Consider the following 13,647-nt stretch of genomic DNA (forward strand, 5'->3'; position numbering starts at 1 on the left):
CCGTCATGAATGAGGTCAAGTCAGAACTCGTCATCATCCGCCGGCGGAGCGCCTTCGACGACGAGAAGCCGCACGGCGGCGTCTGGAAGATCGCCTATGCGGACTTCATGACCGCGATGATGGCGTTCTTCCTGGTGATGTGGCTGATCAATGCGCTCAACCAGGATCAGAAGCAGGTGGTCGCGAGCTATTTCAATCCAATCAAGCTCGCGGAGAACGCACCTGCCCCGAAGGGGCTCAAGGATCTCTCCAAGAAGGAGCCGTCGTCGTTCGACGGCCAGGACGGCAGGCGCCAGCCGGGAGGACCGAGCGAGGAGCGTCGTGGTGACTCTCCGACGGCCGAGAAGCCGCCCTTCTACGAGGAGAAGGTCCTGTTCCGCGATCCCTATACGACACTCGCCGAGATCGCCAGCAGCGCGAACCAGGCCTCGGGCCAGCGGCGCGCCGGCGCTCTGACGTCCGCCGAAGAGGATGGCCTCAAGGGAGGCGACGCCTACCGCGATCCGTTCGATCCCGGCTATTGGAAGCTTGCGCCGCAGGCAGCCAAGGATGCCGATCGCATCATCGAGGGCGAACCCAGGCCCGAGCCCAAGCCGAATGCGTCCGCGCGCGACACTGCGTCCGTCGCGGGCCAGGGCGAGCCGCAAGCACGCCGAGCCAGGCAGGACGATGCCGGCGGAAGCGTGGCGCCGAACGCCGATGCGTCGTCCGCAAGCCTGTCGCCCTTGCTGCCGCCAGGCCCCGCGCCGTCGCAGTCCTCACGCGAAGGGAGCGCGCAGCCGGGTGCCCAGGCTGGTAATCAAGCCAATGCCGCCGCGCAGCCGCGTCCCAACGACACGACGAAGGAGTCCGAGCCGCGCGACGCGGCTCAGGCCCAGCAACTAACGGTCAAACAGCTTCAATCGGCGATCGCGGATGCGCTGTCGGACGTCAAGGCCGGCGCGGGACCCGTGGCCGAGGTGCGTCAGGTCGAGGAAGGCCTGCTGATCAGCCTGACCGACGATGCCAACTTCGGCATGTTCGCGGTCGGCTCGGCTGAGCCGCGGCCCGAACTCATCCGTGTGATCGACAAGATCGGCCCGCTGCTGACGAAGCGTCCCGGCGTGATCATCGTCCGCGGCCACACCGATAATCGGCCGTACCGTTCGGAGACCTACGATAATTGGCGGCTGTCGACGGCCCGTGCGCAGATGGCCTATTACATGCTGGTCCGCTCCGGCGTCGATGCGCAGCGCATCGAGCATGTCGAGGGTTACGCCGATCGGCGGCCGAAACTTCAAAACGATCCCGCGGCCGCGCAGAATCGCCGGATCGAGATCATGGTCCGGGAGAAGCGTCCTTGATCAGGCCTGTTCTCCGCGCCGCGCTGCTGATGCTGCTGCCGTTCACGGCGGCAGGCGCATTCGCCGAGCCGGCACCGACGCCGGCCCCGGCGGCATCGACATCGGGCGAGCCATACGAGCTCGTTCGCGCGTTGCAGACTGTGCAGGACGGCATCGCCAATGGGGATACCGCGGCGCACGGCAGCCACAGCGCACTGATCCGCCAGATCGGCGAAAAATTTCTCGCCGCCGATCCGGGCGTGTGGAGCAACCCGCAGAACGGCCAGGCCGCCGTCATCTACCTGCTCAGCGGCGGCGCGCCGCAAATCATCCGCAAGCTGCCGCGCGACAAGCTGAACGTCGACGGACGGCTGTTCGATGGCGCGCTCGCCTATGTCGAGGGTCGTCAGGACGAAGCGCGCGAACTGCTCAAGGACGTCAAGCCGCGGACGGTTCCGTCGGGCCTGGGCGGACAGCTCGCGCTGGTCCAGGGCGCCCTGTTCGCACGCGCCGAGGCATCGCTCGCGATCGAGCGTCTGGACGACGCGCGCCTGCTCCTGCCCGGCACATTGGTGGAGGAGGCCGCGCTGCGGCGCGAGATCCTGTTGGTCGGGCAGGCCGAGGATTTCGACAAGTTCGAGTTCCTGACGCTGGCCTATATCCGGCACTACCACAACTCGGTCTATGCCGGGGACTTCTGGCAACGCTTTGCCAACGGCCTGACGCAGTCGAGCCTCGCGCTCGACGAGCGTCGGTTTGCGCGGATCGCCACCCTGCTGGAGCAGATCGACCGCGCGAGCCGCCTCAAGCTCTATCTCGTGATCGCGCGCACCGCGATGGTGCGCGGAGGGCTGGCCGTGACCCGGCTTGCCGGCGAACGCGCGCTGACGCTCAGCGCCGATGCCTCGGCGGAGCGCGAACGGGCGCATTTATTCCGCGGCGTGTCGCGGGCGCTCGCCGACGAATATGACGGCGGTCTCGCCGAGTTGAAGGCGCTCGACCGGTCGAAGCTGCCCGAGCGCGACATTCCCTTTCTCAATGCAACGGTGCAGCTAGCACTCGACGTTCGCAAGCCGTTCGCTGGCGGATCCGCCGCCGCAACCGACAAGCCTCCGGTCACGCCGGTGCGTCTCGATCTCGCGTCGTCGACCGCAACGCTTGCTCGCGCGCGGAAGCAGCTCGGCGAGCTCGAACTTCTCACCAGGGATCGCCGTCCATGACGAAGCTCAGTGGAACCTCCGGTCAGGTCTTTTCGAGTCTCGCCGAAAGCCTCAACATGCGGGGCACATCGCGCTCCGGCAAGAGCGCCGGGGCGAAAGCGCAGGCGGACTCGTCCTTCAACGATCTGCTGCACACCGTCTCGAATCTTGCGAAGCGGGCGCTCAACGACGAGGGCAGCGAGACGGCCGTAAAAGCCGGAACGCTGCGGACGCGCCTGGCGCACCAGAGCGGGAAGGGTAACGCGAACGACGAGACGGTACACGAGCGTACCGAGGAGCCCAGAGCCAGCGAGACCTCCACCGAGAAATCTTCCGAAAAATCCGTCGGTCACACCGAGCAGGCCGACGGCCAGAGCCGATCGAGCATCGCTGGGATCATCGGACAGGAGATCGTCGCCGGCCCGCCGGTCGTGATGCCGCAGATGCAAGCACCGGCCGGCGACAAGAAGGATGCGTCCGGGCGTGACGAGCGGTCTGCCACAACGAAGCGCGACGTTCCGGCCTTGGGCATGGCGAAGGCGACGACAGCCGAGCCCCCATCTCTCGAGGCTCCAACCACCGCGCATTCGCAGTCCGCGGCGTCGCACGCGACGGCTACCGACCAGGCGACGTCGCCGCAAGGCAGTGAGCCATCGCCGAAGCCAACAGCACCCGGCTTCGAGGCCGTCGCGGCCAATGTCGAGCGTGCTGCCAAGGCTTCGGCGCGGGACGCATTGCCCGAGACGACCAAGGTCACCGTGGTCCAGCAAGAGACCCATCTGCCGCCGGCGCAGTTCAACGCTCCGCAACAGGTTGCCAACGCCGTTGTCGTCGAGCTGCAGGAATCTCCGGCAGCGGCGGCGTCCGCGGCTCCAGATCTTGCAGCCTCCCAAGCCAACGCGCCGGATCAGCCGCTCAAGATCCTGACCATCAATCTCGAGCCGCCGTCGCTCGGCAACGTCACCGTGCGCCTTCGTCTCGTCGGCAATGAAGTGTCCGTCCACCTCGCCGCCGAGCGGAAGGACACGAGCCAGATGCTGGACCAGCAGCGCGATTCGATCCGCGACCTGATGCAGTCGGCGGGCTACGTCGCCGAAATTGCGCCCGTCCAGCACGGCTCGTTGGATGGATTCCAGAGCGGCTCCGGGCAGTCGCAGCCGCAGCTCTCGGGCCAGCAACAGCCATCGCCGCAGTCGCAAGGCACGTTCGACGGTACGAGCAATTCGTCGGGACAAGCGGACGGCGGCGCGAAGCAGGCCCGACAGGAGCGCCAGTCCAACCAGGAGACGCGTCATGACCAGGACGTGGCGCCGCAGATTCGTCGCGGCCCTGTTTATCTGTAACGCCGGCGCCGCAGCCGCGACGACCGACAATGCGCGCCCGTGCGAGCGCGAGATGGCGCGTGCGTCCCAGCAGCACGGAATTCCGCTCGGCATTCTCTACGCAGTCGGCCTGACCGAGACCGGGCGGCGCGGCGCGCTTCATCCCTACGCGCTCGGCGCCGACGGACAGACCGTGTTCGCCAAGGACATGAACGACGCGATCGCGAACTTCGAAGCCATGCGAGCCAAGGGCGTCAAGCTGATCGACCTCGGCTGCATGCAGATCAACCACTACTATCACGGCGACAAATTCGCCTCGGTCCGGGCGATGTTCGATCCGGCTCGGAACGTCGACTACGCGGCGCGCTTCCTGAAGGAGCTGAAGCAGCGCGAAGGCAGCTGGACCATGGCAGTCGCCCGCTACAATGCGGGCCCCAACAACCAGCCGGCGCAGAAGCGCTACGTCTGTCACATCGTCGCGCATCTCGTCTCCAGCGGCTTCGGCGCGTGGACCGACAAGGCGCGCTCGTTCTGTCAGCCCAAAACGACATGAAGGGCCGACAGCAAGTTGTGTATCGCTCCCAATCATCAGCCCCGCGCAAGCAACAACCTCCATTGTAACTGCAACCTACCAAAGGAGCCCAATTCATGAGCCTGTATGGTGTTATGCGCACCGGCGTTTCCGGGATGAACGCGCAGTCCAATAAGCTGTCGACGGTTTCGGACAACATCGCCAACGTCAACACCACCGGCTACAAGCGGGCTTCGACCGAGTTCTCCTCGCTGATCCTGAAGAGCGGTTCGGGCAATTACGATTCCGGCGCGGTCGAGACCACGGTGCGTTACGCCATCTCCGACGCCGGCAATTACCAGTTCACGACCTCGGCGACGGATCTCGCGGTCCAGGGCAACGGCTTCTTCGTCGTGCAGGATCCGAACGGCAACAGTTTCCTGACGCGCGCCGGCGCGTTCGTGCCCGACAGCACGGGCAATCTCGTCAATTCCGCCGGCTTCCAGCTGATGGGCTACAACATCGCAAACGGCGCCACGCCCACCGTCGCCGCCAATGGCTTCGGCGGTCTCCAGGTCATCAACGTCAACCAATTGGCGCTGCAGGCCGCGCCATCGACCAAGGCGACTGTCGCTGCCAATCTCGATCCGAGCGCTGCGATCATCGCGGGCCCGCCCGGTCCCGGCGCCTATACGTCGAAGACCTCGGTCGTCACGTACGACAACATCGGCAACGCCGTGACGGTCGACGTGTATGCAGCGAAAACCGCCGCGAACACCTGGCAGATCCAGCTCTACGATTCATCGACAGGCACCGCGCTGGCGGGCGGTCTCAATACATTCACCTTTGACGTCACCGCGGCGGGCAAGGGCAAGCTGGCCGCCGCAAGCCCGACATCGCTCACTGTGACCATCCCCGGCGGCTCGTCCTTCAATATGGACCTGTCGGCCATGACCCAGGTCGCCTCCAGCTTCGACTTCAAGGCGACGGTCGATGGTAACGCTCCATCCGCGGTCGAGAAGGTGAACATCAACGACAAGGGCGTGGTCACCGCGGTGCTCAAGAACGGCACCGAGCTGCCGAGCTTTCAGATCGCGCTCGCGACCGTTCCGAGCCCGGACCATCTGACGCCCGAAGTCGGCAACGTCTACTCGCCGAACCTGGATTCCGGAAACGTGCAGGTCGGCCTCGCCGGCCAGGGCGGGCTCGGCACCATCCAGTCGGGTGCCCTGGAAGATTCCAACGTCGATCTCGCGGACGAGTTGACCTCGATGATCGAGGCGCAGCGAGGTTTCACCGCAAACTCGAAATCATTCCAGACCGGCGCCGATCTGCTGGACGTCGTCGTCAACCTGAAGCGCTGATTTCTTCAGCGCTCGTCCCCGGCAAGAGCAGATCATGAACCTTACCGCCGCTCTCGAATCCGCCCGCTCCTCGTTAATGGCGTCGGGCATCCAGTCGTCGGTCATCTCGCGCAACATAGCCGGTGCCAGCTCCGCGGGTTATTCGCGCAAGATTGCCGTGCTGGACAACCTCCCGGGAACCGGCGTCTACGTGGCGGCGATCCAGCGCGCCGCGAGCTCGGGTCTCTACACCAACGTGCTGACCGCAACCTCGACGTCGGCCAAGCAGAGCGCGATCCTTGACGGTCTCCAGAAGATCGCATCTGCCACGGTGGACGATCCGGAGCTCGACCAGTCGCCGACGGCGCAGCTCAATGCGCTGAAGAAGGCGCTGCAGCAATATGCCAACGCCCCGGACAACACCACGCTGGCGCAGGCGGCGGTGACCTCCGCCAAGGACATGGCGGTCACGCTCAACCAGGCGACCCAGACCGTGCAGTCGGTCCGGGAGGGCGCGGACGCCGACATGAATACGTCGGTTCAAAACATCAATCGGTTGCTCTCTCAGTTCCAGACCGTGAACACCGCGATCGTGAAGGGGACGATCTCCGGCGACGACATCACCGACTACCTCGACCAGCGCGACAGCATCGTCTCGCAGCTATCGCAAGAGCTCGGCGTCACGATGTCGACCCGTCCCAACGGAGACGCGGCGCTCTATACTGACAGCGGCGCCGTCCTGTTCGACAAGTCGGCGCGTACGGTGAGTTTCGCGCCCACCAACGCTTATACAGCCGGTACGACCGGCAATGCGGTCTATGTCGACGGCGTGCCGGTGACCGGCGCCAATTCAGTGATGCCGCTGAAATCAGGCAAGCTCGCGGGCCTCGCTCAACTGCGTGACCAGGACACAGTCACCTATCAGAGCCAGCTCGACGAAATCGCGCGCGGCCTAGTCAATGCCTTCAAGGAAAGTGACCAGTCGCCTGTTCCGACGTTGCCCGACGTCCCCGGTCTCTTCACCTATCCCGGCGCGCCGGCGATGCCGGCGAGCGCCACCGTCTTGGTGGGCCTCGCTGGTACGATTTCGGTTGCTGTATCGGTCGATCCGGCCCAGGGCGGCAATCCCAATCTGCTGCGCGACGGCGCGATCAGCGGCAACGTTGCATACCAATACAATACCGCCGGCAACGGCGGTTACTCGGTCCGGCTGCAGCAACTCATCGGCGCCATGGATGCGTCGCAGCCGTTCGATGCAACCACGCAAGGCAAGCCGAGCGGCAGCTTGATCGACTTCGCGTCGTCGTCGACGAGCTGGATCGAAAACCAGCGCAAGACCGCGGACTCCAACGTCACCTACCAGAAAACGCTGCTCGACCGCAGCACCGCGGCGCTGTCGAACGTCAGCGGCGTCAACATGGACGACGAGATGTCGTTGATGCTCCAGGTCGAACGCACCTATTCGGCCTCGTCGAAGATCATCTCGACCGTCGACGAAATGCTGCAGAGCCTGCTGGCTGCCGTGGGAAATTAAGTCATGATGAGCGCGAACTACATCTCGACCTTGATGCTGTCTTCGTCGTTGAGGTCCTCGATCACGAACAATCAGGCCGCGCTGGCCAAGGCTTCGAAGGAAGCCACCACCGGCCGCTTTGCCGATGTCGGCCTCGAGCTTGGCGCCACGACGGGAAGCGACGTCAGCCTGCGGGCGGACATGAGCTTCGCCGATCAGCTCGTCGATACCAACGGGCTGGTCTCGGGGCGCCTGGACATCACCCAGAGCCGGATCACCCAGCTTGGTTCGACCGCAGCGGACTTCCTCAAAGATCTGATCGCGGCTCGCAGTACCGACGGCGGCGGCCGGATCATCCTGCCGCCTGCGTCCTCCAATCTCCAGGATCTGATCGGCGCGCTGAACGTTTCCTATAACGGCTCGTCTCTCTTCTCGGGCATCAACACGCAGAACACACCGATCACGGCCTACACCGCGGGCTCGGCCAGCAAGAACCAGGTCGATGCCGACTTTCTTGCGACCTTCGGCTTTTCGCAATCATCGCCCAGCGTGAGCAGCATCACTCCGGCCCAGATGCAGACCTTTCTCGACACCACCTTCGATGCCGAGTTCGCGAGCCCGGCCTGGAACACCAATTGGTCATCGGCGACCGACCAGGTCATGCAAAGCCGTATCTCCACGACCGAGATCGCCGATACTTCCGTTAGCGCCAATCAAACAGGCTTCCGCAAGCTCGCCGAGGCCTACACCATGATGGCGGATCTCGGAAACGCCAGCCTGGATCAAGCGACGTTCCAGGTCGTCGTGGACAAGGCCATCGGCCTTGTCGGAAACGCAATCAGTGACCTTGCGACCCTCGGCGGCAACATCGGTACGGTCCAGCAGCGGATCACCTCGGCAACCGACAAGCTCAAGACACAGCAGGACATTCTGAACAATCAGATCGTCGGTATAGAGAAGGTGGATCCGACGGAGGCGTCGGTCAGGGTCAACACCTTGCAGACGCAGATCCAGACGGCACTTGCACTCACCTCGCAGCTCCAGAAGATCAGCCTCATCAACTATCTCTGAGTCCAGCTCCTTCGTAAGGTTCGTAACCCTTGTCTTGTTGTTCGGTCTCCTGCGCAGAGTTGTCCTGATGACGTTTGAAGCCTATGAATCGGTCGTCGATGAGAGCGGCTATGAGGCGCGGGGCCGCGAGCGGCAGGCGCTCAGCCTCGGCATCGACCGGCTCGAGCGGATCCAGAAGGACCGCTTCAGCCTCGAGGATCTGGTCGAGAGCCTGCTCTATGTGCGGCGGCTGTGGACGATCTTCATCGAGGATCTCGCGCATCCGGAAAACGGGCTTCCGGAAAAGCTGCGCGCCGACATCATCTCGATCGGCCTGTGGGTCGTCAAGGAAGCCGACCGCCTTCGCGAAGAAAGGTCGAATGACGTGATGCAGCTCATCGAAATCAACCGCCTGATCCGAGACGCTCTTTGATGAAGATATCCTTGCGAGCGGGCGAACGAGTCTACATCAACGGCGCGGTGTTGCGCGTGGACCGCAAGGTCTCCCTCGAGCTCGTCAACGACGTGATGTTCCTGCTCGAAGGGCAGATCATGCAGGCCTCCGACGCCACCACGGCGCTGCGGCAGCTCTATTTCATCGTCCAGCTCATGCTGATGAATCCGACCGACGTTCGGGATGCTTCGGCTCTCTACGGGCAGCATCACGCGGCCCTGCTCGCGGTGTGCGAGAGCCAGGAGATGCTGGTTGGGCTTGGCGCGGTGGACAACCTGGTCGGAGCGACCCGTTACTTCGAGGCGCTCAAACGGATCCGGGCACTGTTTCCAGTGGAGCAGGCCATCCTGGCCGGCGCCAAGATCGAGTCCCCATTCGAGGCTGCCTGACAGCGGAGAGATACATGAACGTCACCAGCGCGACCGACAGCACCAGCAAGTCGTCCAGTTCGACCAACTCGACGACGTCGACGTCGAGCACCGGCGTCGACTACAACACGTTTCTTCGGCTCCTCATTGCGGAGATGAAGAATCAGGATCCGACCAATCCGATGGATACCTCGCAATATATGAGCCAGTTTGCGCAGCTCTCGTCGGTCGAGCAGGCAATGCAGACCAATAACAAGCTCGACGCTCTGCTGTCTTCGCAGTCGCTGTCGCAGGCCAATGGGCTGATCGGAAAGACCGTCAGCTTCACGGACTCGACCGGAGCGAGCTTCAGCGGCAAGGTCGCTTCGGTTTCCATCAACAGCGACGGCTCCGTCGCAACACTCGAGAACGGTACGAAAGTTGCGATCGGCCCCGGTCTCACGATCAGCCAGTCATGAACGAACGGGATGCTCTCGACATCGTCCAGGCGGCGATCTGGACCATCATCGTTGCCTCCGGGCCCGCCGTCGGTGCCGCGATGCTGGTCGGCACCCTCATCGCGCTGATCCAGGCGCTGACCCAGATCCAGGAGGTGACGCTGACCTTCGTTCCGAAGATCATCGTCATTCTCCTGGTCGTTGCCGTCTCCGGCTCCTTCATCGGAGCCCATCTCTCCACCTTCACCGAGATGGTCTATTCGCACATCGAGCGCGGCTTCTGATCCGGACGGTCCCGGCCACCTCTGCCACCCCTGCCACCACCCCCGCGTAAGCTTTGCACGGCAGATTACGGGCCGGATCCTCTGCCGGTGACCCATGGCCGATACGTTAGCTGCTAGCCTGCCGACCCCGCGACGATTGGGCGCCGACGCCTTTTTCGCAGGCGGCATCGTGGCCATGCTCACGATCCTGTTCCTGCCCATACCGCCGATCCTGATCGATCTCGGCCTCGCATTCTCGATCGCGCTGTCGGCGCTGATTCTGATGGTCGCGCTGTGGATCCAGCGGCCGCTCGATTTCTCGGCCTTCCCGACCGTGCTCCTGATCGCGACGATCCTGCGGCTTGCGCTCAACGTTGCAACGACCCGTCTGATCCTGTCGCGCGGCGGGGAGGGGGAAAACGCCGCGGGCCATGTCGTCGCCGGTTTCTCGAAGTTCGTCATGGGCGGTGACTTCGTCATCGGCCTGATCATCTTCGCCATTCTGGTCACGGTGAACTTCGTCGTGATCACCAAGGGCGCAACGCGTATCGCCGAAGTCGGCGCCCGCTTCACCCTGGATGCCATCCCCGGCAAGCAGATGGCGATCGACGCGGATCTGTCCGCGGGCCTGATCGACGACAAGGAAGCCCAGCGCCGGCGCCGCGAGCTGGAAGAGGAGAGCGCGTTCTTCGGCGCCATGGACGGTGCCTCGAAATTCGTCCGCGGCGACGCCGTCGCCGGCCTGATCATCACCGCGATCAATATTTTCGGCGGTATCATCATCGGCGTGACACATCACGGATTGACGCTGGCGCGCGCCGCCGACGTCTACACCAAGCTCTCCGTTGGCGATGGTCTGGTAACGCAGATGCCGGCGCTGATCGTGTCGCTGTCGGCGGGCCTGCTCGTCTCGAAGGGCGGCACCAGGGGGTCCGCCGAGCAGGCGGTGTTGCGGCAGCTCGGCGGCTATCCGCGCGCGGTGTCGGCGGCTGCGCTGATGATGTTCGTGCTTGCCTTGATGCCGGGGCTGCCGACGGCGCCTTTCCTGCTGCTCGGCGGCGTCATGGCCTTCGTCGGGTACTCGCTGCCGAGGCGGCAGGCAGCCCTGAGGAAGAAGGAAGATGCGCGCAACGCCGACGAACGCGCCCAGGTCGAAGCCAAGGAATCCGTGAAGGAATCGCTCAAGACCGCGGAAATCGAGCTGGCGCTCGGCGGCCACCTCTCGGTCCATCTGCTGGGGTCGCGCACCGAGCTGGCGCACCGCGTGGCCAAGATCCGCAAGAAGTTCGCCAAGCAGTACGGCTTCGTGGTTCCCGAGATCAAGCTCACCGACAATCTGTCGATCGATCCCAAGGGATACCAGATCCGGATCCACGACACCCGCGTCGCCCAGGGCGAGCTCAGGCTCGGCGAAGTGCTGGTGCTCGTCGACAAGGACGGCAAGCCCGACGTTCCCGGCGAAGAGGTGATCGAGCCGGCCTTCGGCATGAAGGCGCTGTGGGTGACGGACGCGTTCACCGACGAGGTCAAGCGTCAGGGCTGCAAGCCGGTCGACAATCTGTCGGTGCTGCTCACGCATCTGAGCGAAGTGATCAGGGCCAACCTGGCCCAGCTCCTCTCCTACAAGGACATGCGCGGCCTGCTTGACCGGCTCGATCCCGAGTACAAGCGGCTGGTCGAGGATCTCTGCCCGTCGCAGATATCGTATTCGGGGCTGCTGGCGATCCTGAAGATCCTGCTGGCCGAGCGCGTGTCGATCCGCAACCTCCATCTGATCCTCGAAGCCATCGCCGAGATCGCGCCCCACGTGCGGCGCTCCGAGCAGGTGGCAGAGCATGTGCGGACGCGTCTTGCCCAGCAGATTTGCGGCGATCTCTCCGACAATGGCGTGCTCAACGTCGTCCGTCTCGGTAACCGTTGGGACCTGGCGTTCCACCAGAGCCTGAAGCGCGATGGCAAGGGCGACGTCGTCGAATTCGACGCCGATCCGCGCCTGATCGAGCAGTTTGCGACCGAAGCCAGCGCCGCGATCCGCAAATTCACCGAGAACGGCACCAGCGTGGTGCTGGCGGTGACCCCGGAAGCGCGGCCCTACGTCCGGATGATCCTGGAGCGGGTATTTCCGACACTGCCGATCCTGTCGCATGTCGAAGTCGCGCGCAGCACCGAGATCAGGGCACTCGGAGCCATATCGTGATCAGCGGCCTCACCGACAGTGTGCTGGTGACGTTCATCGTGTTCTGCCGCATTGGTGCCTGCCTGATGCTGGTGCCCGGCTATTCCAGCATCAACGTTCCGGCCCAGGTCCGCTTATTCGTCGCGCTCGTCACGACGTTTGCGCTGACGCCGATCCTGATCGCCGTCCTGAAACCTCTCACGGATAACGCGGCGCCGCTGACGCTCGCGCTCCTGATCTGCTCCGAGCTCGTGGTCGGCAGCGTCATCGGGCTCGGCGGTCGCGTGTTCTTCCTCGCACTCCAGACCATGGCCACCGTGATGGCGAGTGCCATCGGGCTGAGCAACATCCCGGGGACGCCGGTCGGCGACACCGATCCGGCGCCGGCCCTGGTGCCGCTGATCATGACATCCGTCACCACGCTGTTCTTCATGACCGACCAGCATTGGCAGGTCCTGCGCGGGCTGATGAATTCCTACGACGTCTGGCATCCGGGCGACCGGCTCGGCGGCAGCATGCCGCTCGACCAGCTCGTCGGCCGGCTGTCGGAGGCATTCGTGCTGACGCTGCGGATCGCCAGCCCTTTCATCGTCTATTCGGTCATCGTCAACCTGGCGGTCGGCCTGATCAACAAGCTGACGCCGGCGATTCCTGTCTATTTCATCTCGGTTCCCTTCGTGCTGTTCGGCGGCTTCCTGCTGCTCTACCTCACCAGCGACGAACTCTTGACGCAATTCATGCTCGGCGTCTCGTCGTGGCTGGCGGAGTGATCGGTCATGACGTCGCGCGCGAACAAGCTCGGCCGGATGGTCTCGCTCGTGAAGCTCCAGCTCCGGCTGTCCGAGTGGCAGCTCGCGCATCTGCGGCAGCAGGAGCGCAGCTTGCAGGACGAGCAGGAATGGCTGGTCGGAACTCTCAACGAGGGGAAGCCGCCGGCGGGGTCATCGAGCGAATCGATCGCGCGACGCCTGACTAGCACCAGCGTCGGGGCGCGCGCGATTCAGGCACAGGCTTCGCAACAGCTCGACCAGGTTCGCGCGGAGAGCCGGCGTGTAAAGCAATTCGAGCAGGTCGCGAAGGCGGCGCTCGCCGACAAGCTTCGCGACGCCGAGAAGCGATCGCTCGAGGAGATGACGGGAACAAGCCTCACCGTGCGCGAGTGGACGCCTCGGCCAGCCAACCGGAACAAGACATGATCGTGACAGCGACACCCGACCTCGTTCTCGACGTCCTCGACGCCGCCGATCCCGTGACGCAGCGCGCGGCCACCGCGAAGCTCGACGCGCTGAAATCATCGGACACGGATTTCGCCGCCACGATGGATGCGGAGGCCGGCAAGGCCAAGGCGGCGGCTGCCGATCAATCCGCCACGAAGGTCTCGGAACCGCAGTCGGGTGCGGTGAACGGGGCGCCGGTGCAGGTGATCAAGGCGCCGGCATCCGGCGAAGTGTACCGCAAGTTCGAGGCCTTCATCCTCCAGACCTTCGTCGAGACGATGTTGCCGAAGGAGTCGGAGGAGGTCTTTGGAAAAGGCACGGCCGGCGGCGTCTGGAAGTCGATGCTGGCGGAGCAACTTGGTGCTCAGCTGGCGAAGGGCAAGGGCATTGGCATTGCCAAGCAGCTCGCTGCCGCGCATCCGGCGGGGCCGGACGCTACGGGCAAGGCCGGATGACGATTCGGGAATGGATG

Annotated in this window: 15 protein-coding genes; all 15 read left to right on the forward strand. The window is 64.2% G+C overall.

Annotated elements, in window-relative coordinates; translation table 11 throughout:
* Positions 1 to 5: 5 nt before the first annotated feature.
* The 15 genes from C7G41_RS29270 (at position 6) to C7G41_RS29340 (ending at position 13,630) form a co-directional block, all read left to right on the forward strand.
* Positions 6 to 1,343, forward strand: coding sequence for a MotB family protein (locus C7G41_RS29270; RefSeq protein ID WP_106945779.1), 1,338 nt, complete (start codon positions 6 to 8; stop codon positions 1,341 to 1,343).
* Positions 1,340 to 2,542 carry a chemotaxis protein gene (locus C7G41_RS29275; protein ID WP_106945780.1) on the forward strand — a complete coding sequence of 401 codons (1,203 nt, stop codon included), beginning with the start codon at positions 1,340 to 1,342 and terminating at the stop codon, positions 2,540 to 2,542. Before C7G41_RS29270 ends, C7G41_RS29275 begins: the two co-directional genes overlap by 4 nt.
* Positions 2,539 to 3,864, forward strand: a complete 1,326-nt coding sequence (locus C7G41_RS29280) for a flagellar hook-length control protein FliK (protein WP_106945781.1) — start codon at positions 2,539 to 2,541, stop codon at positions 3,862 to 3,864. Before C7G41_RS29275 ends, C7G41_RS29280 begins: the two co-directional genes overlap by 4 nt.
* On the forward strand, positions 3,815 to 4,396 hold the full coding sequence (locus C7G41_RS29285; RefSeq protein WP_106945782.1) for a transglycosylase SLT domain-containing protein: 582 nt from the start codon (positions 3,815 to 3,817) through the stop codon (positions 4,394 to 4,396). The genes C7G41_RS29280 and C7G41_RS29285 overlap by 50 nt, the downstream gene beginning before the upstream one ends.
* 95 nt (positions 4,397 to 4,491) lie before the next feature.
* Entirely contained in the window at positions 4,492 to 5,718 is a 1,227-nt protein-coding gene (locus C7G41_RS29290) for a flagellar hook protein FlgE (RefSeq protein ID WP_106945783.1), read from the forward strand.
* Positions 5,719 to 5,752: 34 nt separating this feature from the next.
* A complete protein-coding gene (gene flgK, locus C7G41_RS29295; protein ID WP_106945784.1) occupies positions 5,753 to 7,231 on the forward strand; it encodes a flagellar hook-associated protein FlgK in 1,479 nt (492 codons plus the stop codon).
* A 3-nt stretch (positions 7,232 to 7,234) separates the two neighbouring features.
* Positions 7,235 to 8,281 carry a flagellar hook-associated family protein gene (locus C7G41_RS29300; protein WP_106945785.1) on the forward strand — a complete coding sequence of 349 codons (1,047 nt, stop codon included), beginning with the start codon at positions 7,235 to 7,237 and terminating at the stop codon, positions 8,279 to 8,281.
* A gap of 67 nt (positions 8,282 to 8,348) precedes the next feature.
* Positions 8,349 to 8,693: a flagellar biosynthesis regulator FlaF gene (gene flaF / locus C7G41_RS29305; protein WP_106945786.1), complete on the forward strand. Its 345-nt coding sequence runs from the start codon at positions 8,349 to 8,351 to the stop codon at positions 8,691 to 8,693.
* Positions 8,693 to 9,103, forward strand: a complete 411-nt coding sequence (gene flbT, locus C7G41_RS29310; RefSeq protein WP_106945787.1) for a flagellar biosynthesis repressor FlbT — start codon at positions 8,693 to 8,695, stop codon at positions 9,101 to 9,103. Before flaF ends, flbT begins: the two co-directional genes overlap by 1 nt.
* A gap of 14 nt (positions 9,104 to 9,117) precedes the next feature.
* Positions 9,118 to 9,540, forward strand: a complete 423-nt coding sequence (gene flgD, locus C7G41_RS29315; protein WP_106945788.1) for a flagellar hook assembly protein FlgD — start codon at positions 9,118 to 9,120, stop codon at positions 9,538 to 9,540.
* The gene (gene fliQ / locus C7G41_RS29320) at positions 9,537 to 9,803 is read left to right on the forward strand and encodes a flagellar biosynthesis protein FliQ (protein ID WP_106945789.1); all 267 of its coding nucleotides are present in this window, start codon (positions 9,537 to 9,539) and stop codon (positions 9,801 to 9,803) included. The genes flgD and fliQ overlap by 4 nt, the downstream gene beginning before the upstream one ends.
* A 94-nt stretch (positions 9,804 to 9,897) precedes the next feature.
* Complete coding sequence (flhA, locus tag C7G41_RS29325; protein ID WP_106945790.1) at positions 9,898 to 11,979, forward strand: flagellar biosynthesis protein FlhA; 2,082 nt, start codon at positions 9,898 to 9,900, stop codon at positions 11,977 to 11,979.
* Positions 11,976 to 12,728: a flagellar biosynthesis protein FliR gene (fliR, locus tag C7G41_RS29330; protein ID WP_106945791.1), complete on the forward strand. Its 753-nt coding sequence runs from the start codon at positions 11,976 to 11,978 to the stop codon at positions 12,726 to 12,728. The genes flhA and fliR overlap by 4 nt, the downstream gene beginning before the upstream one ends.
* A gap of 6 nt (positions 12,729 to 12,734) precedes the next feature.
* The gene (locus C7G41_RS29335) at positions 12,735 to 13,154 is read left to right on the forward strand and encodes a hypothetical protein (protein WP_106945792.1); all 420 of its coding nucleotides are present in this window, start codon (positions 12,735 to 12,737) and stop codon (positions 13,152 to 13,154) included.
* Complete coding sequence (locus C7G41_RS29340) at positions 13,151 to 13,630, forward strand: rod-binding protein (RefSeq protein WP_199198672.1); 480 nt, start codon at positions 13,151 to 13,153, stop codon at positions 13,628 to 13,630. The genes C7G41_RS29335 and C7G41_RS29340 overlap by 4 nt, the downstream gene beginning before the upstream one ends.
* Positions 13,631 to 13,647 lie beyond the last annotated feature (17 nt).

Source organism: Bradyrhizobium sp. MOS002 (genome assembly GCF_003020115.1).
In the GTDB taxonomy this organism is placed as follows: Bacteria; Pseudomonadota; Alphaproteobacteria; order Rhizobiales; family Xanthobacteraceae; genus Bradyrhizobium.